General features: G+C 70.4%; 21 protein-coding genes and 1 pseudogene. 8 read left to right on the top strand and 14 right to left on the bottom strand.

Annotated elements, in window-relative coordinates; translation table 11 throughout:
* Positions 1 to 11 precede the first annotated feature (11 nt).
* Positions 12 to 2,675: an HWE histidine kinase domain-containing protein gene (locus ABTU92_RS09095; RefSeq protein WP_408089787.1), complete on the bottom strand. Its 2,664-nt coding sequence runs from the start codon at positions 2,673 to 2,675 to the stop codon at positions 12 to 14.
* Positions 2,676 to 2,952: 277 nt separating this feature from the next.
* On the opposite strand from ABTU92_RS09095, the gene ABTU92_RS09100 reads away from it, so the two are divergent.
* Positions 2,953 to 3,696: a Crp/Fnr family transcriptional regulator gene (locus ABTU92_RS09100; RefSeq protein WP_408089789.1), complete on the top strand. Its 744-nt coding sequence runs from the start codon at positions 2,953 to 2,955 to the stop codon at positions 3,694 to 3,696.
* A gap of 140 nt (positions 3,697 to 3,836) precedes the next feature.
* Here ABTU92_RS09100 and ABTU92_RS09105 read toward each other — a convergent pair whose 3' ends face one another.
* The 3 genes from ABTU92_RS09105 to ABTU92_RS09115 form a co-directional block, all read right to left on the bottom strand.
* Complete coding sequence (locus ABTU92_RS09105; protein ID WP_408089791.1) at positions 3,837 to 4,820, bottom strand: Bug family tripartite tricarboxylate transporter substrate binding protein; 984 nt, start codon at positions 4,818 to 4,820, stop codon at positions 3,837 to 3,839.
* 123 nt (positions 4,821 to 4,943) lie between these two features.
* Positions 4,944 to 5,246, bottom strand: coding sequence for a hypothetical protein (locus ABTU92_RS09110; protein WP_408089793.1), 303 nt, complete (start codon positions 5,244 to 5,246; stop codon positions 4,944 to 4,946).
* A gap of 230 nt (positions 5,247 to 5,476) precedes the next feature.
* Positions 5,477 to 5,857 (bottom strand): BA14K family protein, encoded by a 381-nt coding sequence (locus ABTU92_RS09115; protein WP_408089795.1) that lies wholly within the window; start codon positions 5,855 to 5,857, stop codon positions 5,477 to 5,479.
* Between the two features lie 198 nt (positions 5,858 to 6,055).
* On the opposite strand from ABTU92_RS09115, the gene ABTU92_RS09120 reads away from it, so the two are divergent.
* Positions 6,056 to 6,679 carry a LysE family translocator gene (locus ABTU92_RS09120; RefSeq protein WP_408089797.1) on the top strand — a complete coding sequence of 208 codons (624 nt, stop codon included), beginning with the start codon at positions 6,056 to 6,058 and terminating at the stop codon, positions 6,677 to 6,679.
* A gap of 150 nt (positions 6,680 to 6,829) precedes the next feature.
* On the opposite strand, the gene ABTU92_RS09125 is transcribed toward ABTU92_RS09120, so the two are convergent.
* From ABTU92_RS09125 to ABTU92_RS09135, 3 genes are all read right to left on the bottom strand, one after another.
* Positions 6,830 to 7,273, bottom strand: a complete 444-nt coding sequence (locus tag ABTU92_RS09125) for a hypothetical protein (protein ID WP_408089799.1) — start codon at positions 7,271 to 7,273, stop codon at positions 6,830 to 6,832.
* A gap of 91 nt (positions 7,274 to 7,364) precedes the next feature.
* Positions 7,365 to 8,360 carry an alpha/beta fold hydrolase BchO gene (gene bchO, locus ABTU92_RS09130; protein ID WP_408089831.1) on the bottom strand — a complete coding sequence of 332 codons (996 nt, stop codon included), beginning with the start codon at positions 8,358 to 8,360 and terminating at the stop codon, positions 7,365 to 7,367.
* A gap of 53 nt (positions 8,361 to 8,413) precedes the next feature.
* On the bottom strand, positions 8,414 to 10,450 hold the full coding sequence (locus tag ABTU92_RS09135) for a c-type cytochrome (RefSeq protein WP_408089801.1): 2,037 nt from the start codon (positions 10,448 to 10,450) through the stop codon (positions 8,414 to 8,416).
* Positions 10,451 to 11,022: 572 nt separating this feature from the next.
* On the opposite strand from ABTU92_RS09135, the gene ABTU92_RS09140 reads away from it, so the two are divergent.
* A complete protein-coding gene (locus ABTU92_RS09140; protein WP_408089803.1) occupies positions 11,023 to 11,286 on the top strand; it encodes a hypothetical protein in 264 nt (87 codons plus the stop codon).
* 444 nt (positions 11,287 to 11,730) lie between these two features.
* Here ABTU92_RS09140 and ABTU92_RS09145 read toward each other — a convergent pair whose 3' ends face one another.
* A complete protein-coding gene (locus tag ABTU92_RS09145) occupies positions 11,731 to 12,732 on the bottom strand; it encodes a 2-hydroxyacid dehydrogenase (RefSeq protein ID WP_408089805.1) in 1,002 nt (333 codons plus the stop codon).
* A gap of 305 nt (positions 12,733 to 13,037) precedes the next feature.
* Between ABTU92_RS09145 and ABTU92_RS09150 the strand changes: the two genes are divergently transcribed.
* Positions 13,038 to 13,514, top strand: coding sequence for an SH3 domain-containing protein (locus ABTU92_RS09150; protein WP_408089833.1), 477 nt, complete (start codon positions 13,038 to 13,040; stop codon positions 13,512 to 13,514).
* A 25-nt stretch (positions 13,515 to 13,539) separates the two neighbouring features.
* Here ABTU92_RS09150 and ABTU92_RS09155 read toward each other — a convergent pair whose 3' ends face one another.
* Positions 13,540 to 14,058, bottom strand: coding sequence for a hypothetical protein (locus tag ABTU92_RS09155; protein WP_408089807.1), 519 nt, complete (start codon positions 14,056 to 14,058; stop codon positions 13,540 to 13,542).
* Between the two features lie 413 nt (positions 14,059 to 14,471).
* Positions 14,472 to 14,897 (bottom strand): annotated as a pseudogene (gene irr, locus ABTU92_RS09160) (Fur family transcriptional regulator Irr); the annotation flags it as partial.
* Between the two features lie 309 nt (positions 14,898 to 15,206).
* On the opposite strand from irr, the gene fabA reads away from it, so the two are divergent.
* From fabA to ABTU92_RS09180, 4 genes are all read left to right on the top strand, one after another.
* Entirely contained in the window at positions 15,207 to 15,734 is a 528-nt protein-coding gene (gene fabA, locus ABTU92_RS09165) for a 3-hydroxyacyl-[acyl-carrier-protein] dehydratase FabA (RefSeq protein ID WP_408089809.1), read from the top strand.
* Between the two features lie 51 nt (positions 15,735 to 15,785).
* Positions 15,786 to 17,003: a beta-ketoacyl-ACP synthase I gene (gene fabB, locus ABTU92_RS09170; RefSeq protein WP_408089811.1), complete on the top strand. Its 1,218-nt coding sequence runs from the start codon at positions 15,786 to 15,788 to the stop codon at positions 17,001 to 17,003.
* Positions 17,004 to 17,327: 324 nt separating this feature from the next.
* Positions 17,328 to 18,164 (top strand): enoyl-ACP reductase FabI, encoded by an 837-nt coding sequence (gene fabI, locus ABTU92_RS09175; protein WP_408089835.1) that lies wholly within the window; start codon positions 17,328 to 17,330, stop codon positions 18,162 to 18,164.
* 140 nt (positions 18,165 to 18,304) lie between these two features.
* Positions 18,305 to 19,309 (top strand): transporter, encoded by a 1,005-nt coding sequence (locus ABTU92_RS09180; RefSeq protein WP_408089813.1) that lies wholly within the window; start codon positions 18,305 to 18,307, stop codon positions 19,307 to 19,309.
* 45 nt (positions 19,310 to 19,354) lie between these two features.
* Here the strand turns inward: ABTU92_RS09180 and ABTU92_RS09185 are convergent, their stop codons facing one another.
* The 4 genes from ABTU92_RS09185 to ABTU92_RS09200 form a co-directional block, all read right to left on the bottom strand.
* Positions 19,355 to 19,903 carry a GNAT family N-acetyltransferase gene (locus ABTU92_RS09185; RefSeq protein ID WP_408089815.1) on the bottom strand — a complete coding sequence of 183 codons (549 nt, stop codon included), beginning with the start codon at positions 19,901 to 19,903 and terminating at the stop codon, positions 19,355 to 19,357.
* Positions 19,904 to 20,041: 138 nt separating this feature from the next.
* On the bottom strand, positions 20,042 to 21,073 hold the full coding sequence (locus ABTU92_RS09190) for a peptidoglycan -binding protein (protein ID WP_408089817.1): 1,032 nt from the start codon (positions 21,071 to 21,073) through the stop codon (positions 20,042 to 20,044).
* A gap of 190 nt (positions 21,074 to 21,263) precedes the next feature.
* Complete coding sequence (locus ABTU92_RS09195) at positions 21,264 to 22,265, bottom strand: flagellar motor protein MotA (RefSeq protein WP_408089819.1); 1,002 nt, start codon at positions 22,263 to 22,265, stop codon at positions 21,264 to 21,266.
* Between the two features lie 130 nt (positions 22,266 to 22,395).
* Entirely contained in the window at positions 22,396 to 23,193 is a 798-nt protein-coding gene (locus tag ABTU92_RS09200) for an inositol monophosphatase family protein (RefSeq protein WP_408089821.1), read from the bottom strand.
* Positions 23,194 to 23,642 lie beyond the last annotated feature (449 nt).

Genomic DNA, 23,642 nt, shown 5'->3' on the forward strand with positions numbered 1-23,642 from the left:
AGGGCACGCGTTCAGGCATCCGCCCCGTCGGGCGACGCGTCGTTCGTGTGGATGTCGTCGCCGGCGTCGCGACGCTCGTCCGGCGCGAAGGGCTCGAGCAGCATCCGCAGGGTCTCGGCCGTGTACGGCTTTCGCAGCCGCGGCGTCTCGGCGAACTCGGGCGGGAAGGCGGCGTGCTCGCCGTAGCCGGTGGCGAAGGCGAACGGCACGCCGAGCGCCCGTAGCCGCGTCGCGATCGAAAAGCTCGTCTCGGCCCCGAGATTGACGTCGAGCAGGGCGAAGTCGGGCGGCCTCGTCTCGACCGTGGCGAGCGCGTCGGCGACCGAGGCGGCGGTGCGCACGGCGTTCGCGCCGAGCCGGCGCAGCATGTCCTCGGCGTCGAGCGCGATGATCATCGTGTCCTCGACGAGCAGCACGTCCTGGGGCACCCGGCCGGGCGGCGGTGCCGCCGCGACGGCGCGCTCGTCGACGAAGCCGCCGCCCGGCGCGGGGCGGACATAGCCGCCCGGAACGACGAAGCGGGCCACGAGCCCGGTCGGCGCGTAGTCGACCATCGCCTCGCCCTTGAGGTCGTGGCGGATCGAGCGCTCGATCACGGTCGAGCCGAAGCCGCGCCGCGTCGGCGGGGCGACCCGCGGCCCGCCGCTCTCGCGCCAGCGCAGCGCCAGCGCGCCGTCGGGCCGGAAGCCGACCGCGACGTCGACGCGGCCACGCGAATCGCTCAGCGCGCCGTACTTGGCCGAGTTCGTGATCATCTCGTGGAGGACGAGCGCGATGGTCGTGAACGCCTCCGGCTCGATCAGCACCTCGGGTCCGACGATGCGCACCCGCTCGCCCTTGCCGCCCAGATAGGCCGCGGCTTCGGCGGCGACGAGGCTGCGCAGCGACGCCGGCCCCCACTGGTCGGCCGTGATCTGGTCGTGCGCGCGGGCCAGCGCCTGGATGCGGCCGCCCACCACCTCGGTGAAGGTCTCGATGGTGGTCGCCGAGTCGCGGCTCTGGGTGATCACGCCACGGATCAGGCCGAGGATGTTGCGGATGCGGTGGTTGAGCTCGGCGATCAGCAGATCCTGCCGCGCGACGGCGCGCCGGCGCTCCTCCTCGGTGAGGTCGGAGAGCTGCAGGATCACCTCGAGCAGGCTGACGCGGAGCTGCTCGGCGATGCGGCACTCGACCGGCAGCCAGGGCAGCGACTGGCCCGTGACGGTCTCCTTCCACAGGTCGAAGCTCTTGCGTGGGGTCAGCCGGTCGCCGTTCGGTCCGAAAACCTTCGGCGCGTTCGGGTCGCCGGCCCAGGTGACGGTGCGGGCGATCTCGCGGCGGAAGAAGATCAGATAGTCGCGCGCCGGGCGCGACAGGGGCACCACCAGCATGCCGGCGGCGCGCTCGGCGAAGGCGCGGGCCGGCGGATGGTCGGCGCCGATGTCGTAGCGGGCGTGCACGCGGTCGAACGCCTGGGCGTCGATATGGGCCACCAGGTCGGAAAACTCCTCCGCGGTCGGGGTCAGCCCCTTCAGCGTGGCGCGCCCGCCCGTCCACACGCCCACGCCGTCGCAGGCGAGCAGATCCGCCATCTCGTCGAGATGGGCGACGACGCTCTCGAAGCGCGTCGACTCCCGCGCCATGGTGCCGACCAGACGCTGGTGCAGTGCCTGGGCGCGCGCCTCGAAGGCCGCCTCGACGGCGCGCTCGCGATTCTCCAGCGCCAGCGCGAACACCTGGGCGAACAATTCGGCGGCGCTGCGCCGGCCGAACGCGACCCGGTGCGGGGCGTAGTGATGGCAGGCGAACAGGCCCCACAGCTTTCCGTCACGCAGGATCGAGACCGACATCGAGGCGCGAACGCCCATGTTGCGCAGATACTCGACATGGATCGACGAGACGCTGCGCAGCATGCTCATCGACAGGTCGAGCGTCGGGTCGTCCGCGCTCGCGGACACGACCGGCACGGGCCGGGCGTCGATGTCGGCGATCAGGCGCAGCACGTTGCGGGTGTAGAGGCGGCGCGCCTGGCGCGGGATGTCGGAGGCCGGATAATGCAGGCCGAGAAACGTGCCGCGACCGGGATCGACCGCCTCGCCGACCACCTCGCCGGAGCCGTCGTCGTCGAAGCGATAGACCATCACGCGATCGAAGCCGGTCAGCGCCCGCAGCTCGCGCGCCGCCGTGCGGAAGAAGCTGCGACGATCGTCGGTGCGGCGCAGCCGCGTGATCATGTCGCGCACGAGCGCCGACGCCGCCGTGTCGCTCTCGCCCGTGGTCGGCTCGCACTCGATGACCACGGTGTCGCGCACCACGATGTCGCGCACCACGGTGTCTCGCGCGCCGTTCGTGTCCCGGTCCGCCGCGACGATGTGGGCAGCGACGTCGCAGACGAGGCCGGGACCGAGGCGCAGCCCGAAGCCGCGAGCGACCAGATCGCCGGCGACGCCCTGCAGGAGACCGCGCAGGCTGTGCAGCGCCTCGGCCTCGACGAGAGCGTCGAGCGGGCGGCCGATCAGATCGTCGCCGTCGCGGCCGAGCCACGCGGCGGCGTTGGCCGAGACATGCGTGACGATCCAGTCGTCGGCCGCGACGGCGATCAGAAAGCCGAACGGCTGCACGGCGCCGAGCAGATGGATCGGCTCGCGGTCGCAATTCGTCAGGTCCACGCTCGCGCCGGCGTCGGTTTGCATCGTCGGTCCGGTTGTCGGGCAGAAGCCGCCGGTCCGCGGCGGTCGGGCACGCACGTCGCGGCGTTCCTGTCGGCGCTGCGCCAACTCCCGTCGCCGTCGTGTGGGGCGTCCGCCGATCCCTCACAGGGAGCGTGATCACCGGATCCGTGAAACCACGTTACCACCGTCGTCTTCGCCGGGTCGGTGCACTTGTGAACATATCGGGATCATGCGATGCGCTAGAGGAACGCACCGACGACGTGTCCTCCGATCTCAACCAGCGTCATCCATCCGACACATGAGCAAGATCATCGGCGCGGCCGCGGCGCGGCCCGACAACAACCTGCTGCAGACGTTGCGCGAGGCCGACTACGCGCTGCTCGCCCCGTGGCTCGAGTCGAACCCGCAGGACGCCAACCAGCTCCTCTACAATCCCGGCGACAATGTCGAGACCGTGCACTTTCCCTGCGGGCCGAGTCTCGTCTCCTATCTGGTCGGCAGCGAGGACGGCCGCGACGTCGAGACCATCCTGGTCGGCCGCGAAGGCGCGGTCGGCGGCATCGTCTCGTTCGGCCATCTGCCGGCCTATTGCCGCATCGTGGTGAAGTATGGCGGCCCGTTCGTGCGGCTGCGGGTCACCCAGCTGGAGGCAGCCAAGGCGCAGTCGCCGACGCTGCGTTACCTCTTCGCCCGTTATGCCGACTGTTTGCTCGCCCAGGTGTTCCAGTCGACCGCCTGCAACGCCATCCACTCGATCGAGCAGCGCGCCGCCAAGTGGATCCTCTCGGCCATGGACCGCACCGGCGATCACGTCGTGCCGCTCACCCACGAGCAGCTCGCCACCATGCTGGGGGTGGGCCGCAGCTACACCAGCCGCGTCATGCAGGGCTTCCGGGCCGACCGGATTCTGGAGACGCGGCGCGGCGCCGTGGTGGTGCGCGACCGCGAGGCCCTGAAGGCACGCGCCTGCCTGTGCAACGAGTCGGTGAAGGCCCACTTCGACGCGGTGCTGCGCGGCGTCTATCCGGCGAGCGAGGAGTAGCGCAGCGTCTTGTCCCGGAGAGACAGGCGCCTCCTGCACGCCATCATCAGGTCGCGCGGACCGGCACGGTCCGCTCCCTCCCCCACAAGGGGGGAGGGAACCACGACGTCACCTCGTCCTGATCACTTAACCTCTTCGGATCACTTTGCCTCGACCAGATTGGCGAGCCGCACCACCTCGGCCCACTTCTTCACCTCGGCAGCGACGAAGTCGGGCATCTCGGCGGTCGGGCGGAAGCGGGCGACGACGGCGTTGCGATCGAAGGTCTCGCGCACCGCGTCGGCCGTGAGCGCGCCCTCGATGGCGGCGGCGAGCTTGGCGACGCGATCGGCCGGCGTCTTGGCCGGGGCGAAGTAGGCGAACCAGGCGTCGGCGTCGACGTCCGGCACGCCGGCCTCGGCGAGCGTCGGGATGTCGGGCAAGAGCGGCACGCGGCGCGACGAGGCGATGGCGAGCGCCCGCACCAGCCCGCCTTCGAGCTGGCCGCGGATGTTGGCGATCGCGATGAAGCCGAAGTCGACGACGCCGGCCATCAGATCCTGGGCGAGCGGGCCGCCGCCCCGATAGGGCACGTGCTGGGCCTCGACGCCGGCCTTGATCTTGAACAGCTCGCAGGCGAGATGCGACGACGAGCCGATGCCGGTCGAGCCGTAGTTCAGCTTGCCGGGCTCGCGCTTGAGGAGCGCGACCAGCTCGGTCGCGGTCGTGACCGGCAGGGTCTTCTTGACCACCAGCGCGTGCGGCACCGTGCAGACCTGGCAGATCGGCACGAAGCTGTCGATCGCCCGATAGGGAAGCGACGGATAGATCGCCTCGTTGGTGCCGTGGGTCTGCTGGGTGCCGAGCACCAGCCGATAGGCGTCGGGCTCGGCGAGCGCGACCGCCTGGGCGGCCACCGAGCCGCCGCTGCCGCCGCGATTCTCCACCACCACCGGTTGGCCGAGTGCGCGCGTCATCGGCTCGCCGATGGCGCGGGCGACGAGATCGACCGAGCCGGCCGGCGGATAGGGCACCACGACGGTGACGGGGCGGGCCGGCCAGTCCGCTTGCGCGAGCGCGGGACCGGAGAAGGCGGGAACGAGCGCGGCGCCGGCGGCGCCGAGAAACAGACGGCGATCGAGCATCGGGAAGGTCCGGAAGCGGAAGGCGCGGGGGAACGCCGGAGCGGCGTTCATAGCCCCCGCGCCCCGCCGCCGGCAAGCCGGCCGTCGTTCGGCCGATCGTCACGACCGGCCGGGGGCGTGCGGTCAGCCGCAGCGGCGGATGCTGCGGTAGACGACGCTGCCGTTCGGGCGGACGACGCGCTCGCGCACGGTGCGGCAGCCGCCCATGCCCATGCGCGGCCCCGGACCCGGCGAGCAGATCCGCTTGGTCGAGTAGATCACGCGGCCCCCCGGGCGGACGACGCGCTGACGCACGGTGCGGCAGGCCACCTGCTCGGCCAGCGGCTCGGCGCCTTTCACGGCGGGGTCGAAGAAGCGGGCGTCGGCCGGAGCGGCGACCACGAAGACAGCGGCCGCCGCCGCCGCGGCGGTGAGGGTGAGACGCATGCTTGGCTCCTGATTGAATGTCTTGGTCTTGGGCGGGACGCCGCCTGTAACACCTCGGGGGAGGCGGCGGCGCTCGGGTCAACCGGAAGGGCGGGGCGGTGTTCCGGCCGTCGCGAGCGGGGCGGTCATGTCCGGACACGACGAAACGCCCCGGCGGGGGCGCCGGGGCGTTCGTGTCAGGCCGGGGGAAGGTGCTTCGGTCCGCGCGGGGTCGCCCCTCACGAACGTCGTCACGGGCAGGCGTGACGATTGCCGTCGTAGCCGAGATAGGTGCCCGAGGCCGGGTCGTAGGACCTGAACCGCTGCTGGCAATAGGCCACCGCGTCGGCATTGCCGCCGCCGTAGCCCGGCGCCGCCGCGTAGCCGCCGTAATAGTTCGGCTGCGAGGCGAGAGCGCCGCCGACGATCGCACCGGTGGCGAAGCCGGCGATGCCGGCCGCGGCGCCGCGGCCCCAGCCGCCGTGGCGGTGGCCCCAGCCGCCGCCGTGCCAGCCGCCGCCGTGCCAGCCCTGGCCGCGCCAGCGCTGCGCCTCGGCCTGCGGGGCGGCGAGCACCAGCGCCGAGCAGAGCGCCAGCGCGCCCGATGCGAGCTTCATCTTGGTCGAGATCATGCAAACCTCCCGTTCGATTGCGAAACCATCGACCGGTCAACGACCGCGCCGCCGCGTCGTTGCGTGAAACTTCGGTAAGCTGCGCCGCGCGCCGGACACACGCGGAAATCGGGTGGCCGTTTCGACCGTGGCACGGTAGAGGGGAGCGCCACGATCGGACTCCTTTCACGAGATCGGACTCCTTTCACGAGGTCGTCGATGCAGCTTTCGGCCGAGTTCCTGATCACGTCGCTGATCGTCGTCGCCTCGCCCGGCACCGGCGTGCTCTACACGCTCGCGGCAGGTCTCTCGCGCGGACGCGGCGCCAGCGTCGCGGCGGCCTTCGGTTGCACGCTCGGCATCGTGCCCCATATGCTCGCCGCCGTGCTCGGGCTCGCGGCCGTGCTGCACACCAGCGCGCTGCTCTTCCAGATCGTGAAGTGGCTCGGCGTCGCCTATCTGCTCGTGATGGCGTGGCAAACGCTGCGCGAGCACGGCGCGCTGCGAGTCGAGACGGAGGAAACGCCGAAGACCCGGTCGCGCCGCGACATCGTGGTGACGGCCGTGCTGGTCAACATCCTCAATCCGAAGCTGTCGCTGTTCTTCCTCGCCTTCCTGCCGCAGTTCGTGGCGGCCGGCGAGGCGGCGCCGCTCCAGCGCATGCTGGAGCTGTCCGCCGTGTTCATGCTGATGACCTTCGCCGTGTTCGTCGTCTACGGCGTCGCGGCGGCGGCGGTGCGCACCCACGTGATCACGCGACCCGCCGTGCTCTCCTGGATGCGCCGCGCTTTCGCGGCGGCGTTCGTCGCGCTCGGCGCCAAGCTGGCGCTGGCGGAGCGGTGAGGGATCGGTCGCACCGACGTCGCCCTGAACTCCGCTCATTCCCGCGCAAGCGCGACTCCAGGGCGACCATGCCGTGTCGCCCCTGGTCCCCGCCTTCGGGGGGAGGAGCGGGCATACGCGTATCGTGACCTGACCCGCTGCTGCGGAGCGTCACCCCACGGTCCGGGCATAATCCCCGGCGGCGCGGGCGAGCAGCGTCTCGCAGGCCTCGGTGGTCATCTCGTCGATGGTGCCGAGGAGCTGGCCGGCGTCGCCGTGCCGGTAGAGCCAGACCTCGCGCCCGTCCTTGACGTTGATCGAGTGGCGCAGGCCGTGCGGCGTGCCGCCGCTCTGCTCGCCGGTCGGGGCGATCCAGACGTCCACATGGGCGTGGTTGGTCGAGCGCGGATCGAGATTGGTGTCGACCCGGAACTGGACCCCGTGGGCGCCGAGCTCGCCGTTCGCCCGCTCGACGGCGGGCAGGAACACGTCGCGCGCCCAGACGACGCCGCGGTCGAACGCCGCCGCCGCGGCGGTCGGCGCGGTATTGGCGGACCCGTCCGTTCCCGGCGGGCGCTGCTGCCCGCTCAGGAACGCCTCTTCCACGCGACCCATGGCCCACCTCCTCGGTTGCGTCACGGCGGTCCGGCTCCCGCCGGCCGGGATCAACGCACCGGCAGGCTCCGGGTTCGCGTGACGCCCGACTCTACTCCGCAGCGAGCGGCGGCGCATCCTCCACTTGTCGCATTCCGGAGGGGACGGCGTGGATGCGCGGCAGCACGCCGACCTCGCGCCCGATCCGCACCAGGATCGCCGCCGTCTCGTGCGGGTTCTCCTCGTGGGCGAGGTGGCCGAGCCCGGGCAGCGTGATCACGGTGGATCCAGGCACCATGGCGTGGACCCGGCCGGCGTCCTTCGGGGCAATGGTCTTGTCATTGCCGCCGCAGACCAGCACCAGGCGGGGCTTCAGGTTCGGCAGCTCGCGGGCGAGCGGCGGCAGCCGCCAGTTCGCCATCATCCGCACCGCCGCGGCGACGTGTCCGGGATTGCGGGTGAGCCGCCCATAATAGGTGATGCCGGCCGGATCGGGGACCGAGCCGGTGTCGGTGATCATCTTCTCGACGAAGCGGTCGCTGGCGGCGAAGCGGGCGAACAGGCGCGGCACCCGGTCGCTCGATGCGAGCATGCGGGCGAGCGGCGTCATCAGCCGGCCGGCGAGGCCGCCGATCGGCAGCATCGCGGCGTTGAGGCCGACGAGGGCGAGCGGCGCGATGCGGTCGTCGAGGCACAGGCGCGCCAGCACGGCGGCGCCCGCCGAATGGCCGGCGACGATCGCCGGGGCGCGGCCGAGCGTCTGCAGGAGCGCCGCGAGATCCTCGGCCATGCCGTCGAGCGACAGCCGGCCGGACGGCGGTGTCTGGGTGAAACCGTGCCCCGGCAGATCGGGCGCCACCACGGTGTAGTGGTCGGCGAGCAGCGGCAGCAGGTCGCGCCACGAATGCGTCGCCGAGCCGGTGCCGTGGAGCAGCAGCAGCACCGGGCCGCGGCCGGCCTCCTGGACGTGCCAGCCGAGGCCGCCCGCCGTGACGAAGCGGCTGGTCGGACGGTTCGGCCAGTCGTGGCCGTCGCGCTCGAAGCACAGCTTCGGGTGCGGGCTCGCGGCCGGCGAGGGCGGCGGCGGTGCGTCACGCAGCTCGGTGATGGTCACGGGGGTGGCTCCAGGTCGGGGGTTCCGGTCGGGGGTGAGTGGTTGCTTCATCGACAGCCGGGGGACCGGTTTGGTTCCGTCCACACCGTGTAGACGGCGCATTCGTCACCCGAGGGCGGGCGATAGGCCGGCACCCGCCTCGTCACCGGCGGCAGCCGGCGCAGATAGGCGACGAGCGACGTCACGTCCTCCTCGTCGAGATTGGAGAAGTGGTCCCACGGCATCGCCTGCCAATAGAGCGGCCGGCCGGTGCGGCCGACGCCGCTCCTGATCGCGCGCGCGATCTCGCCGTCGCTCCAGGCGCCGAGGCCGGCGTCGCGATCGGACGAAATGTTGGCCGTGTAGAGCGTGCCGGGCGGGCCGGAGAGCTTGAGCCCGCCGGCGCCGTCGGGTCCGTGGCAGAACACGCAGGAGGCGTTGACGAACAGATAGCGGCCGCGGTCGACCAGCGCGGCGCGTTCCGGCGTGAGCTCCGCCGTGTCGGGGCGCGGCACCTCGCGCAGCGCCTCGCGCGAGAGGAAATCGGCGGGCAGCACGCCGAGCAGCGGCGTGGCGTAGATCGCCAGCACGGCCGTGCCGCCGGCGACGGCGCGCCAGCTCCGCCGCCCGAGCGGTAGCCACATCGAGCGCGGAATCCGGCTCGCCAGCAGCGCGAGCCACGCCGCGATCACGACGAGCTGCAGCGTCACGAGGCCGCTCTGCAGGCGGGCGAGATCGGGCCCGGCGCGGTTGGCGTAGTTGCCGCTCACATACGTGATGGTGGCCGGCCGGCCGAGCCACACGTCGCCGTCGAGCAGCATCGCGAGCGCGGTCTCCAGCGTGCCGTAATGGAGCGGCTGCGGCACGGCGTTGTGAACCGGCGGCAATGTCTTCAGATAACGTGCGATGGCGAGCGCGTCGGTGTCGGACAGGCCGTGCAGGAAGATCCACGGCATGCTCCAGACGTTGAGGAGCCGCGCCTCCGTGCGGCCGTCGCGGATGGCGCGGGCGATCTCCGCCTCGCTCCAGCGACCGAGGCCCGTCTCGTCGTCGGGCGTCAGGTTGCGGCTGACGAACACGCCCTGCGGATGTGCGCCGATGCGGATGCCGCCGGCGAGATAACGCGCGTCGCGATAGATGCCCCCGGCGCTCACCTCGGTGTGGCAGAGGCCGCACATGCCGGCCCGCACCAGATAACGACCGCGCACCAGCGGATCGGCGGACTGTCCGGGACCGGCGAGGACCGCCCCCGGCTCGCCCGGTGCCGGTCTCGCGCGCGCCTCCAGAAAGGCGACCAGCGCCCAGCGATCGCCCTCTGTGAGATGCGCGTAGGACGGCATCGGCGACGGCGCCATGCCGGTCGTCAGCCGCAGGAACACGTCGGCCGGCGTGGCGCCGCCGCGAAACGTCCACGGCGCCGTGAGGTCGCGGGCGACGACCTCGTGCCCGGAGGCGTCGGGCTGCGGCGCGCCGCCGCGCAGATCGGCGCCGTGGCAGTCGCCGCAGCCCTCTGCGGCATAGACCCGCGCGCCGCGGGCGATCGCGTCCGCCGTGACGCGCGGGCGCGTCGGCACCGCGACGCGCGACGTCGCGTCGGTCGTCGTCCGGGTGCCGAGCGTGACGAGATGATCGAGGACGGCGTCGATGTCCTGCGCCGAGAGGACGTCGGCGAAGCCCGGCATGGCGCTCGCGTCGAGGCCGTCGGCGATCACCTTGCGAAGATCGTCGCGGGTCGGCGGCGCGCCGGCGACCGTCGACTTGTACTTGAAGGCATCGCCTGCGAGGTCGCGCGGTCGCGGGCTCATCGAGGGCGCCGCGGCGCCGTTGCCGCGCCCCTGCGGGCCGTGACAGATCGCGCAGTTCTCGAGATACACGCGCTCGCCGCGCGAGGCGGCGGGCGGAACGGCGGCCGCGGGCGGCCAGGCGATGTCGGCGTAGTCGGACGGGTCGGGCTGCCACATCGAAGCCGGCGTGCTCCAGCCGAGATGCGCGACCAGCGACCGGCTCGCGTCGAGCAGCAGCACGGCGACCAGCGCCGCGACGCTCCAGCGCAACAGGCCGGACGACCGCGAGCGGCCGCCGGGTGCGTCCGCGCGGTCCGGCATTGTCGGCCCCGCGGTGGGTGGAGCGTTCGTCATCTCGTCGGTCGGGTCCTCGATCCGGGATTGCCGCGGACGGGTGCATCCACGGTCCGGTCGCCAGGTTAGAAGATCGTCGGACAGACCGAAGTTCCGCGCGCCGCGCCACACGATGGTGCGATCGAACGTCGTGATCAGGATTGACGAGGTGGCGTCACGTCGCCGGTACGGTCGGCCGGCCGATAGAGCTCGGCCCGTGGCTCGTCCATCCGAGTTTCATCGATTCGATTTACGCCGCGTGATGTAAGCCCATCGTGACACGCGGAGCTGATCAGGACATGCGGGTGTCGGTCACGTCGGCAATCGCACACGCGAGTGCGAATCTCCCGATGAGCGGCGGAACGGATCACCATACGTCTCGTTCAGACAGGTACGGAACGAGATGAGGCCGCGACGGCGCGCCGTGGAACGTCCGATCCCACGAGGATCCGAGGTGTCACGGACAAGGGCCGATCGCGGCAGGCGACGGAGACAACGGCGTCCGTCGCCCGAACGAGCGGTCGTTCCGGATCGCCGTCCCCCGAGCCGACGAGATCACGATGCCGAACATGACGCGATACCGGACTGCCGCCATCGACGTAGCGCTGCGTCGCACCGACAACAGCAGCTACACCGAGCGCATGAACGTGCTGATCTGGGTCATGCTCGGCGTCATCTTCGTCACGCTGGTGTTCTCGACGATCTTCGGGGCCGGCACCGAGATCACGCGCGCCGCCGTGGTGCCGCTCGCGATCATCGGCAGCGGGCTCGCCGGGCTCGCCATCCTCGAGTTCGTCAAGCTGATCTCGGGCGGCGCGCGCTAGCGCGGGTCGGCCCGACGTCGACCCGCACACCGCTCATGCCCGCGCAGGCGGGCATCCAGGGGCCGCGTTCCGTGTCGCCCCCGGATCCGCGCCTTCGCGGGGACGAGCGGAAGCCGAGTCCGGATCATCACGATCGACGCTGCTCTGAACACATCTCTTCCGGAGCGACACCATGAAGATGTCCCACCTCGCGACCTTCCTGGCCATCATCGTCGGCGGCGCCGTGCAGAGTGCCACCGATGCGGTGCGCCGGAATTTTTCACGCGAACGAGCCGAGCGGAAATAGTGGCTGCGAGCGACCTCATGGCCGGACTTGTCCCGGCCTTCCACGAGCTTGCTCTCGACCGGCTCCAAGAACACGAATGCCCGCGACGAGCGCGGGCATGATCAGTCTCGGGTGAGTGCCGCGATGGGATGACGGACGGCCGATAACGGACGGCCGCCTCACAGCATCGAGGGCAGCACCCGGTCGGGCGGCCGATGGCCGTCCATGAAGGTCTGGATGTTGATGATCACCTTGGTGCCCATGTCGACCCGGCCCTCGATCGTGGCCGAGCCGAGATGGGGCAGCAGCACGACCTTGCCGTTGCGGGCGAGGCGCATCAGCTTCGGGTTGACGGCCGGCTCGTGCTCGAACACGTCGAGCCCGGCACCGGCGATCTCGCCGCTCTCGATCATGCGGGCGAGCGCGTTCTCGTCGATGATCTCGCCGCGTGCCGTGTTGACGATGTAGGCGCCCTTCTGGAGCATCTTCAGGCGGCGCGCCGACAAGAGGTGATAGGTCGCCGGCGTGTGCGGGCAGTTGACCGAGATGATGTCCATGCGGGCGAGCATCTGGTCGAGGCTCTCCCACCACGTCGCCTCCAGGGACTCCTCGATCTTGACCGGCACCCGGCGGCGATTGTGGTAGTGGATCTGCACCCCGAAGGAGCGGGCGCGGCGCGCCACCGCCTGGCCGATGCGGCCCATGCCGATGATGCCGAGGCGCTTGCCGGAAATGCGGTGGCCGAGCATCCAGGTCGGCGTCCAGCCGGTCCACGCCTTGTCGCCGATCATCAGGGCGGCGCCCTCGGTCAGCCGCCGCGGCACCGCGAGGATCAGCGCCATCGCCATGTCGGCCGTGTCCTCGGTGAGGACCCCCGGCGTGTTGGTCACGGTGATGCCGCGCTGGAGCGCGGCGCCGACATCGATATTGTCGACACCATTACCGAAATTCGCGATCAGCTTCAGCCGCTCGCCGGCATGGCCGAGGGCGTGCGCGTCGATGCGGTCCGTCACGGTCGGGACCAGCACGTCGGCCTCCTGCATGGCCTCGGCGAGGGCGGCCGACGTCATCGGCGTATCGTCGATGTTGAGACGCGTGTCGAACAGCTCCCGCATGCGGGTCTCGACGCTGTCGGGCAGCTTCCGCGTCACCACCACGACGGGTTTCTTCCGATTCGGCATGTCGTTCGCCCCACCGCATGCAGATCGCCCGAAACGGGCGGCCGTGGTCTTTCAGTCCTCTTTAACCCTCATCGCGGACATTGGAATTCCGCACTCGGAGGCACGTCGAGAAGGACCCTGCCGGCTCTTCTGTACCAGATGGCCGGGATAACACAATGCGCCAGAACCGGCTCCACACATCCCCTGTCCGGGCTTCGTCCGGCGCGCTCCGACAGGGTGCAAATCATGCAATCGACCGCGATTCGCCGCGTCGCGTCGTGGCGCGGGCGCTGCGCGTGCTCGCCGCCGTCGCGGTAGTCGCGGCGATGGGCCGCGCCCCCGCCGGCGCTACCGATCTGCCGACCGGCTCGGTCTCCGGGCTGCCGGTGCCGCGCTTCGTCAGCCTCAAGCCCGACCGCGTCAATGTCCGGGCCGGCCCGACCAAGGACCACGACGTCACCTGGGTCTACACCCGCTCCGGCCTGCCCGTGGAGATCACGGCCGAGTACGAGAACTGGCGCCGCATCCGCGACTGGGAGGGCGCCGAGGGCTGGGTCTACCACTCGCTCCTGTCGGGCAAGCGCACCGCCTTCGTGGCGCGCGCCAAGGGCAACGACGAGCTCGTGCCGGTGAGATCCGACGCGGATGCGGGAAGCCCGGTGACGGCACGGCTCGAGCCCGGCGTGGTCGGCACCGTCAAGCGCTGCGACGGCAGCTGGTGCCGCTTCGTCGGCGACAAGTTCGACGGCTGGATCGCCCAGGAGCGGCTGTGGGGCGTCTATCCGAACGAGAAGGTGGACTGACCAGGCCGCAGCCGCGAGAAAACCCTCAAGGCGTCGGCTTCGGCGGCAGGTGCCCTTCGATGCAGGCCTGGATCTCCTCGGCGCGGACGTCGAGGTCCGTGCAGTTGAGCACCAGCACGCCGGTGAAGGCGCCGAGACTGGCGAGCATCCGCTTGGATCCGCCGGCCGTGAAGTCGCTCACCGGGACCGCCAGCTTGAGCCAGATCGACGATTGGACGCCGATCCGCGACACCCCGCTCCAGGTGATCTTGTCCCACGGGATCGGGCGGTCGAGCCACCGGCGGTCGTAGAGGCCCGAATCGTCGATCGACAGCACCGCGGCATTGTCGAAGATGCGCCGGATGTAGCGGACGACGAGCGGTGTCAGGAGCAGCAGAATCGGAACGAAGAGGAAAAGCTCATAGTCGATCGGGCCGGTCTCCTCGCCAATCGTCCGCAAGTAGATTTCCATTGCCAGGGCCGCGATCCCCAGAATCGGAAACAGCCCGAACACCGCGGCCATGACGGCGAGCTTCGGCTTGCTGTAATGGGCTTCGATAGGCATTGGAGTGTTCCTGTGAGTTCGCCTGCAAATCGCAGGTGGCGACATGAACAGGACCGCACCACGCCCGAGGGCGTGCTCACTGAGGGACATCGCGCGAGCATGCACGGTCCGCACGGCAGCGATTTTCTGCCGACGCGGCAGGGCGCGCCATGACCGGGATCGGAAAATCGGGCCGCTCCGTCGCGCTCGCCGGCCATGGCGGGGCGCCGCCGGTCGTGGCGGGGGCGCCCCTCCGGACATTGACTCGATCGGAGACTCGATCGGACTGCTCGACCCCGTCCGCAAGGCTCGCGAGGCGGGCCGGCCATATCGGTCCCGCGGGAGTCGCGAGACGGCGCCTGCAAACGAAAAACGGCCGGGGGAGCCCCGGCCGTTCGAACGTCGTCTGCAGGACGCCCTGCGCTACGGTGGGCTCACTTGCCCTTCTGCTTGAGGCGGACCACCACGTCGACGCGGCCGACCTCGTAGCCCTCGGGCAGCGCCGGCAGGGTGCCGATCTCGGTCTCGACCGTCGGGATGTCGACGAGCGCGTTCTTGTCCTCGAGGAAGAAGTGGTGGTGCTCGGAGACATTGGTGTCGAAATAGGTCTTCGAGCCGTCGACCGCGACCTGGCGCAGCAGGCCGACATCGGTGAACTGGTGCAGGGTGTTGTAGACGGTGGCGAGCGACACCGGCACGCGCGCCCGCGACGCCTCCTCGTAGAGCATCTCGGCGGTGAGGTGGCGGTGGCCCTTGCCGAACAGGATCCAGCCGAGCGCCATCCGCTGCAAGGTCGGCCGCAGGCCGACGCCGCGGAGCAGGCTCTTCACGTCGTGCCAGGGGCACCCGTTGAGTTCGGGACGTTGGGCGAAGAACGCCCCCGTGTCTCCTGACTTGGCGGATCCGAGACCGGCGTTCGGGGCCGAAGAATTCCTCTGCATCGTGACTGAACTCGCGTGCCTGGCCCGGCATGTGACCTGTTGAGTACGCATCATACCGGGGTGGGTTTCCTGTTGCAACCTTCTTGCAAATGCATCGCAATTCCGCGTACGCCGGAGACGGTGAATTTCAGTGCGCGGGGCTGTCGGCGAGCGGTTTGACCGTCCGGTCGCGTGTGTTAGGGAAGTGCGGCCGATCCGGTGGGTCGGTGGTCGCGGGGAACTCACGGAATGCACAATCGTCGGTCGAGCTTCGAGTACGAAGACCTTCTCGCTTGTGGCCGGGGCGAAATGTTCTCCGAAGGACCGCAGCTCCCGCTGCCGCCGATGCTGATGTTCGACCGCATCGCCGAGATCGGCGAGCAGGGCGGCGACCACGGCAAAGGCTTGGTGCGCGCCGAGCTCGAGGTGAAGCCGGACCTGTGGTTCTTCCCCTGTCATTTCAAGGGGGACCCGGTGATGCCGGGCTGCCTCGGCCTGGATGCGCTGTGGCAGCTCCTCGGCTTCTTCCTCGGTTGGCTCGGGGCGGAGGGCAAGGGGCGGGCGCTCGGGCTCGGCGAGCTGAAGTTCTCCGGTCAGGTTCTTCCGACCGTCCGCAAGGTCGTCTACGGCGTCGACATCAAGCGGGTCGTCCGCTCCCGGCTGGTGCTCGGGGTGGCCGACGGCTGGCTGTCGGCGGACGGCTCGGTCATTTATCGCGCAATGGATCTCAAGGTGGGCTTGTTCCGGGAGCAGGCGCCGCAGCCCGGTCCGGCATAGCCCGGCACCGCCGCGGGCCTGCGGCCCGCCGGCCAGTCAGGAATCGGAATCATGAGACGCGTCGTCGTCACCGGGATGGGCATCGTGTCGTCCATCGGGAACAACACCCAGGAGGTGTTGGCGAGCCTGCGCGAGGCCAAGTCCGGTATTTCGCGCGCCGACAAGTATGCCGAGCTCGGCTTCCGCTGCCAGGTGCACGGCGCACCGACCCTCGATCCCGAGGAGTCGGTCGACCGCCGCGCCATGCGGTTCCTGGGGAGCGGCGCGGCGTGGAACCACGTCGCGATGGAGCAGGCGATCCGGGATTCCGGCCTCGCCGAGACCGAGGTCTCCAACGAGCGCACCGGCATCATCATGGGCTCCGGCGGTCCGTCCGCCCGCACCATCGTGGATGCCGCCGATATCACCCGGTCGAAGGGGCCGAAGCGGGTCGGGCCGTTCGCGGTGCCGAAGGCGATGTCATCGACCGCCTCGGCGACGCTCGCCACTTGGTTCAAGATCAAGGGCGTCAACTATTCGATCTCGTCGGCCTGCGCGACCTCCAGCCACTGCATCGGCAACGCCGCCGAGACCATCCAGTACGGCAAGCAGGACGTGATCTTCGCCGGCGGCTGCGAGGAGCTCGACTGGACCCTGTCGGTGCTGTTCGACGCCATGGGGGCGATGTCGTCCAAGTACAACGACACGCCGACCACCGCCTCGCGCGCCTACGACGTCGACCGTGACGGCTTCGTCATCGCCGGCGGCGCCGGGGTGCTGGTGCTGGAGGAGCTCGAGCACGCCAAGGCGCGCGGCGCCAAGATCTACGCCGAGCTCGCCGGCTACGGCGCCACCTCGGACGGCCACGACATGGTGGCCCCGTCGGGCGAGGGCGCGGCACGCTGCATGCGCATGGCGCTGTCGACCGTGAAGCTGCCGGTCGACTACATCAACCCGCACGCCACCTCGACGCCGATCGGCGACATCAAGGAGATCGAGGCGATCCGCGAGGTGTTCGGCGACAAGATCCCGGCGATCTCGGCGACCAAGTCGCTGTCGGGCCATTCGCTCGGCGCAGCCGGCGTCCAGGAGGCGATCTACTCGCTCCTGATGATGAACAACGGCTTCGTTTGCGAGAGCGCCAACATCCAGACGCTCGACCCGGTGTTCGCCGACCTGCCGATCGTGCGCGAGCGCCGTGACGGCGCGACGCTCGGCTGCGTGCTGTCCAACTCGTTCGGGTTCGGCGGCACCAACGCTTCGCTCGTGTTCAAGCACGTGGACGCCTGAGCGGCGCCGGTCGCGCCGGACGAGAGGTCACGCCGTGTCGGCTATGAATCCACAGGTCCCCGTGTCGGCCCGGCGGTCGTCACGACACTGTAGCACGCCCGACATACAGATCCGGCGAGCACGTCCATACGTATCGACCCGGGATGCGACCGCCGGACTGGCCGGACGGGCGGAGGGTCGAGCCGTGCGCGGGGAGGCGGCGACACGATGTCCAGCGACAGCAAGACGCCCGGCGGCAATGCCTCCGAGCACGCCGTGGTGCGGTTCCCGCCGCGCAGGCCGTTCGTCATGACGACCGAGCAGGGCGCCACCAAGAGCGGGCTGATGCTCGGCCGCCGCGGCCTGGTGATGGGCGTCGCCAACAACCACTCGATCGCCTGGGGCATCGCCAAGGGGCTCGCCGCCCACGGCGCCCAGCTCGCCTTCACGTATCAGGGCGAGGCGCTCGGCAAGCGGGTCAAGCCGCTCGCCGAGTCGGTCGGATCGAGCCTCGTGCTGCCGTGCGACGTCGAGGATCTGCGCTCGGTCGACGGCGTGTTCGACAAGCTCGCCGAGACCTGGGGCGGCATCGACTTCCTGGTCCACGCCATCGCGTTCTCCGACAAGAACGAGCTGAAGGGCCGCTACGCCGACACGACGCGCGACAACTTCTCGCGCACCATGCTGATCTCGTGCTTCTCGTTCACCGAGCTGGCGAAGCGCGCCGCGGCGCTGATGACGCATGGCGGCTCGATGGTGACGCTGACCTATGGCGGCTCCACCCGGGTGATGCCGAACTACAACGTGATGGGCGTCGCCAAGGCTGCGCTGGAGGCGTCGGTGCGCTACCTCGCCGCCGACTTCGGGCCGCAGGGCATCCGGGTCAACGCCATCTCGGCCGGTCCGGTGCGCACGCTCGCCGGTGCCGGCATCGCCGACGCGCGGCTGATGTTCAACTACCAGCAGCGTCATGCGCCGCTACGCCGGACCGTCTCGATCGAGGAGGTCGGCGGCGCCGCCCTCTATCTGCTGTCGGATCTGTCGACCGGCGTCACCGGCGACATCCACTTCGTCGACTCCGGCTACAACATCATCTCGATGCCGCATCCGGCCGCGCTCAAGACCGTCGACGACGCCGAGTCGGCCGCCGAGGAGCGCGCCGCCAAGGACGCCGCCCAGTAAGCCTTCCGATCGCCTCCCGACCGGGGCGTGGCCTTGGATCGCCACGCCCCGATTCGCGTTGTTTCCACGGGCGTCGTCGTCACGGGCGTCAGCGTCACGGGAGCGTTCGGGGAGGATAACGCCGGCCGTGGAGAGCCGCCGTGCTGAACACGACTCCGGCCCTCGCGGTCGCCCCGCTGCCCGCCCTGGTCTGGGCCTTCCACATCTTCGACGACGGCCGCGCCGAGGAGCTCGACGTCGCGCAGCCGATCGCCCCGGTCGCCGACGGCTGGCTGTGGCTGCATTTCAACCTGGTCGACACCCGCTGCGGCGCCATCCTGCGCACCTTTCCGGACCTCCCCGACGAGGCCGTCGAGGCGCTGCTCGGCCCCGACACGCACCAGCAGCTCCAGGTCGACGGCGACTGCGTCTATGGCGTGATCGCCGATCTCGGCCGCGAGTTCGAGGGCGTCACCGAGGAGCTGCGGCTTCTGCATTTCGCCATGCGCGAGCGGGTGCTGGTCAGCGCCCGGCGCCGCTCCCTCAACGCCGTCGACGAGGTGCGCCAGCTCCTGCGCGCCGGCCGCCGGGTCGAGTCGCCGGCCGCCCTCGTCGAGCTGGTGATCGACCACGTGGTCGACGCGATCGACCGGCTCGCCGACGGGCTGGCGCTCGACATGGACCGCATCGAGGAGCGCATACTGGAGCTGGAGACCACCAACGAGCGCCAGCGGCTCGGCGTGTTCCGCCGCACCACGGTGCGGCTGCATCGCCAGCTCGCAGGCCTGCGGGCGCTGTTCCATCGCTTCGAGGCGATCGAGCCGGAGGAGCTCGCCCCGGCGCTGCGCCTCGACGCGGTGCGGCTGTCCCAGCGCCTCGACGGCCTCGACCAGGAGATCGACGCGCTGCGCGACCGCGCCCGCATGCTGCAGGACGAGCTGTCGAGCCAGCTCGTCGAGGAGACCAACCGCAACCTGCGCGCCCTCTCGATCGTCACCATCCTGTTCCTGCCGCCGACGCTCGTCGCCGGCTTCTTCGGCATGAACCTGAGGGGCATGGCCTTCGCCGACGGCGACACCGGCTTCTGGGCCGGCGTGATCGTCTCGGCCCTGTCCTCGCTGATCGTCTACCTGCTGCTGCGCTGGCGCGGCCTGACGCGGGGGTAGGGCGCCGCTATCCCCGAGCGATCGGCGCCAGACCTGTGCCGACGACTACGGCCGCCACACCATCATGAAGACGGGCGACTGGGAGAGCGGGTTGACGTCCTCGCCGCCGATGGAGAAGCCCTGCTTCTCGTAGAACCGGATGGCCCGGTAGTTGTCCTTGTTGACGTGCAGGGCGATGCCGGTCGGGGCGACGCGCTTGGCCTCGTCGAGCAGCGCCGTCGCCACCGGCGTGCCCCACGCCTCGGGCGCCACCACGATCTGGTCGAGATAGCCGGTCTCGTCGATGGTGACGAAGCCGAGCATCTCGGCGCCCCCGACACCTCCGGCGCCCGTGCCGTCCCGGCCCCCAGGGTCCGAGCCGACAGCCTCGGCCACCACGACGGAGGCCATCGGGACCAGCTCGGTGCGCCAGCGCTCGCGCCACCAGGCGACGCGGGCGGCGAAGTCGTGACGCGGATAGGCGGTCTGCCAGGTCCGCTGCCACAGCGCGATGACGGCGTCCTCGTCGTTACGCTCGTAGGGGCGGATCACCGCGGCGGGGGCGGCGGCGACCGGCGGGGCGGCCGTCGCGGGGGTCGTGCTCGTCGTCGTCATGCGGCCCTTATAGCAGCGCGGTCCTGAATCGACTCTTCCGGGATACCCCTACGTCCGGTGGCATTACTGGCCGCACTCGCGGTTTCGGTCCGCGCCGGACGCATGGCGCCGACTGCAGGCCGGCGGTCACGGCCGGCTTCACCGCTCGGTCAACTTCAGCTCCAGCCGGCGGTTGCGCTGGAACGCCTCCTCGGTGCGGTCGGGGTCGAGCGGCTGATACTCGCCGAAGCCGGCGGCGACGAGGCGCTGCGGCGGCACGCCGCGGGCCATCAGGTGCTGAACGACCGAGATGGCGCGGGACGCCGACAGGGCCCAGTTGCTGGGGAACTGAGGGCTCGCGATCGGCCGGATGTCGGTGTGGCCGTCGACCCGCAGCACCCACGGGATCTCGGGCGGAATCTGCTTCTCCAGCTCGATCAGCGCGCCGGCGAGCTTGTCGAGCTCGATGCGGCCCTCCGGTCGCAGCGCCGCCTGGCCGGTGTCGAAGAACACCTCGGCCTGGAACACGAAGCGGTCGCCGACGATGCGCACGTCCGGCCGGTTGCCGATGATGGCGCGCAGCCGGCCGAAGAAGTCGGAGCGGTAGCGCGACAGCTCCTGGACGCGCTGGGCCAGCGCGACATTGAGGCGCTGGCCGAGATCGGCGATGCGCGACTGGGCGTCCTTGTCCTTCTTGTCGGAGGCGTCGAGCGCGCTTTCGAGCGCGCCGAGCTGGCGGCGCAGCGCGCCGATCTGCTGGTTGAGCAGCTCGACCTGGGCGAGCGCCCGGGCGGTCGCCCGCTTCTCCGAATCGAGCGCCGAGCCGAGCTCGGCGATGCGGCCCTGGGCGGCGCCGAGCTCGCCGGCCGTTCCGGGACCGGCGGCGCCGGCGCGCAGCCGGTCGCGCTCGCCCTCGGCGGTGGCGAGGCTGGCCGAGAGCCGCGCCACCTCCTCCTCCAGGCTCGTCTTGCCGGTCTTCTCGAGCGAGAGGAGGTCGGTGAGCTGGCTGATCTGGGCGGTGAGGCGCTGCAGCGCCGTGTCCTTGCCGGCGACCTCCTGGGACAGGAAGAACTGCACCACCACGAACACGGTGAGCAGGAAGATCACCCCGAGCAGCAGCGTCGAGAGCGCGTCGACGAAGCCGGGCCAGTAGTCGACCCCGCGGTCGCGTCGGAAGCGGGACAGGGCCATCAGCGCGTCCTCCTCCAGAGAGCCACGACCACCGAGCCGTCATGCCCGGGCTCGTCCCGGGCATCCACGACGTCCGGGCTCGCCACGGGGAAGGGCGTGGATGGCCGGGACGAGCCCGGGCATGACGCGATCGAGATGCCTGTTACGAGACCCATCTGGCTCACATCCCCGGTCCGCCCGGCACCGGCGGTCACGTCTTCTCGGCGTGCTGCCGGGCCAGGACCTCGAGCAGGCGCTGCACCTCGGCCTGCTGGTCGGCCTGCGACTCGACCCATTCGCGGATGATCTGCTGCTCCTCGCGCATGTGTTGGACGAGGCCCTGGATGCCCTCGGCGAGGTTCGCCATCGCGTGGGTCGCCGCCTTGTTGGCGCCCGCCTCGGCGATGGCGTCCTGCAGCCGGTCGAGCGCCGCCCGCATCTCGTTGCCGATCACGGCCGGCGCGGCAGCCGCCGCCGGGGCGCCGGCGCCGAGCTCGCGCACCGAGGTCGACAGCCAGTCCTCCACCTCGGTGTAGAAGCGGTTCTGCGCTTGGCTCGCCTGCAGGTCGAGGAAGCCGAGCACCAGCGAGCCGGCGAGGCCGAACAGCGACGACGAGAACGCGATGCCCATGCCGCCGAGCGGCGCCGCGAGGCCCTCCTTCAGGGTGTCCAGCATGGCGGCCGCGTCGCCGCCGATCCGCAACCCGTCGATCACCCGGCCGACCGAGCCGATCGTCTCGATCAGGCCCCAGAAGGTGCCGAGCAGGCCGAGGAAGACGAGAAGCCCGGTCATGTAGCGGGCGGTGTCGCGCGCCTCGTCGAGCCGCATGGCGATCGAGTCGAGGATCGAGCGCAGCAGCGGCGCAGACAGCGCCATGGCGCCCATGCGGTCGCCGAGGATCGCCGCCATCGGGGCGAGCAGCGAGGGCGGCCGCTCGACCCGCAGGCCCGGATCGGCCAGCCGGAACCCGTTCACCCAGGCGACCTCGGGAAACAGCCGCACCACCTGGCGGAAGGCCAGCACGACGCCAATCAGCAAGACCCCGACGATCAGCCCGTTGAGGCCCGGATTGGCGAGGAACGCGGTCCAGATCTGGCGGTGCAGGACGACCACCAGCAGGGCCCCGAGCACCAGGAAAACCAGCATCCGAAACAGATAGATGCGGGGCGATGACACCTTGAGGGGGTCGATCTCGCGCTCGGGCTTGGCCATGGATGATTCCGCCGCTTGGTTCGATCCCAATATGGCACAGCCGCGCGGCGAATTTAACGCGCCGCGACGGAGCGGTCCCCCGCTCCGGAGGGATTATCCGCGGACCGCGTCCCGACCCGGACCGGCCGGCTCACGGCCGGTTGGCGGCCTTGAGGAGGGAGAGAATCTCCCGGTGCATCGTCTCGTTGCCGCAGACGATGCTGCGCCGGCCGAGCATCTGGTCGCCGCCGTCGCAGTCGCCGACATAGCCGCCGGCCTCGCGTACCATCAGGATGCCGGCCGCCATGTCCCAGGGCGACAGGTTGCGCTCCCAGAAGGCATCGAAGCGGCCGGCCGCGACCCAGGCGAGGTCGAGCGAGGCGGCGCCGAAGCGGCGCAGCCCCGCCACCTTCTCCTGCACCAGTTCGAACTCCTTGCGGAACTGGGCGAGGTCGCCGCGGCCGAGATGCGGCAGGCCGCACGAGATCACCGCGTCGGCGAGTCGCTGGCGGCCGGCGACCCGGATGCGCTGGTCGTTGAGGAAGGCGCCCTTGCCGCGCTCCGCCATGAACAGCTCCTCGTTGGCCGGGTTGTAGATCACCCCGGCCACGATGGTGTCCTCGCGCTGGAGCGCGATCGAGATGGCGAACTGCGGAATGCCGTGCAGGAAGTTGGTGGTGCCGTCGAGCGGGTCGACGATCCAGGTGTGGCTGCGGTCGCTGCCCTCCTGCAGGCCACCCTCCTCGCCGAGGAAGCCGTAGCCGGGGCGCGCCTTCTCCAGCTCGGCGCGCAGCGTCTCCTCGGCCTTGCGGTCGGCCGCGGTGACGAAGTTCGCCGGGCCTTTCAGCGAGACCTGCAGGTGCTCGACCTCGCCGAAGTCGCGCTTGAGGGCGCGGCCGGCCTTGCGGGCGGCGGCCACCATGACGTTGAGCAGTGCGGAGCGGAGCATGATTTGCCATTCGCGTCACGGCCGGGCTCGTCCCGGCCATCCACGCCTTCGTTCGGTTCAGGGGTCGTCAGACGGTGCCCGCGACGAGCCCGGGCACGACGAGAAATCCGTGCGCCGCGGTCTTACACGGTGCGGGGGCGGCGATCCACCCTGGGAGCTTGCGGGCGCAACCCAGGATTTTTGCCTTGATCCGTCGAGAGCAGAGTTTATCGGGATTTATCGCATCAATATACTTAATGATGTGATGCAGTCCGTGATGAGTCGACAGGCCAGCGCATGCAGACAGGAGCATTCGCTTTCGCGATGCCCTCGGTTGGGGGAGTGTTTTCGCTATGTTAGCGGATTCGGGAAAAGCTCGCGGATATGAGCCGATTCAGCTTGTAGGTGCGTTATGGTCACGACAAACAACTCGATCTCCCTCGGATCGAGAGCAGGGGAATCGCGTTTGA

The sequence above is a fragment of the Rhodoplanes sp. SY1 genome (assembly GCF_046000175.1).
Classification (GTDB): Bacteria; Pseudomonadota; Alphaproteobacteria; order Rhizobiales; family Xanthobacteraceae; genus Rhodoplanes.

Bases quoted from the DNA above. Each gene is read 5' to 3' on its own strand.
- ABTU92_RS09095 (WP_408089787.1), bottom strand. From the start codon at position 2,675: ATGCAAACCGACGCCGGCGCGAGCGTGGACCTGACGAATTGCGACCGC.
- ABTU92_RS09100 (WP_408089789.1), top strand. From the start codon at position 2,953: ATGAGCAAGATCATCGGCGCGGCCGCGGCGCGGCCCGACAACAACCTG.
- ABTU92_RS09105 (WP_408089791.1), bottom strand. From the start codon at position 4,820: ATGCTCGATCGCCGTCTGTTTCTCGGCGCCGCCGGCGCCGCGCTCGTT.
- ABTU92_RS09110 (WP_408089793.1), bottom strand. From the start codon at position 5,246: ATGCGTCTCACCCTCACCGCCGCGGCGGCGGCGGCCGCTGTCTTCGTG.
- ABTU92_RS09115 (WP_408089795.1), bottom strand. From the start codon at position 5,857: ATGATCTCGACCAAGATGAAGCTCGCATCGGGCGCGCTGGCGCTCTGC.
- ABTU92_RS09120 (WP_408089797.1), top strand. From the start codon at position 6,056: ATGCAGCTTTCGGCCGAGTTCCTGATCACGTCGCTGATCGTCGTCGCC.
- ABTU92_RS09125 (WP_408089799.1), bottom strand. From the start codon at position 7,273: ATGGGTCGCGTGGAAGAGGCGTTCCTGAGCGGGCAGCAGCGCCCGCCG.
- ABTU92_RS09135 (WP_408089801.1), bottom strand. From the start codon at position 10,450: ATGCCGGACCGCGCGGACGCACCCGGCGGCCGCTCGCGGTCGTCCGGC.
- ABTU92_RS09140 (WP_408089803.1), top strand. From the start codon at position 11,023: ATGCCGAACATGACGCGATACCGGACTGCCGCCATCGACGTAGCGCTG.
- ABTU92_RS09145 (WP_408089805.1), bottom strand. From the start codon at position 12,732: ATGCCGAATCGGAAGAAACCCGTCGTGGTGGTGACGCGGAAGCTGCCC.
- ABTU92_RS09150 (WP_408089833.1), top strand. From the start codon at position 13,038: ATGGGCCGCGCCCCCGCCGGCGCTACCGATCTGCCGACCGGCTCGGTC.
- ABTU92_RS09155 (WP_408089807.1), bottom strand. From the start codon at position 14,058: ATGCCTATCGAAGCCCATTACAGCAAGCCGAAGCTCGCCGTCATGGCC.
- fabA (WP_408089809.1), top strand. From the start codon at position 15,207: ATGCACAATCGTCGGTCGAGCTTCGAGTACGAAGACCTTCTCGCTTGT.
- fabB (WP_408089811.1), top strand. From the start codon at position 15,786: ATGAGACGCGTCGTCGTCACCGGGATGGGCATCGTGTCGTCCATCGGG.
- fabI (WP_408089835.1), top strand. From the start codon at position 17,328: ATGCTCGGCCGCCGCGGCCTGGTGATGGGCGTCGCCAACAACCACTCG.
- ABTU92_RS09185 (WP_408089815.1), bottom strand. From the start codon at position 19,903: ATGACGACGACGAGCACGACCCCCGCGACGGCCGCCCCGCCGGTCGCC.
- ABTU92_RS09190 (WP_408089817.1), bottom strand. From the start codon at position 21,073: ATGGCCCTGTCCCGCTTCCGACGCGACCGCGGGGTCGACTACTGGCCC.
- ABTU92_RS09195 (WP_408089819.1), bottom strand. From the start codon at position 22,265: ATGGCCAAGCCCGAGCGCGAGATCGACCCCCTCAAGGTGTCATCGCCC.
- ABTU92_RS09200 (WP_408089821.1), bottom strand. From the start codon at position 23,193: ATGCTCCGCTCCGCACTGCTCAACGTCATGGTGGCCGCCGCCCGCAAG.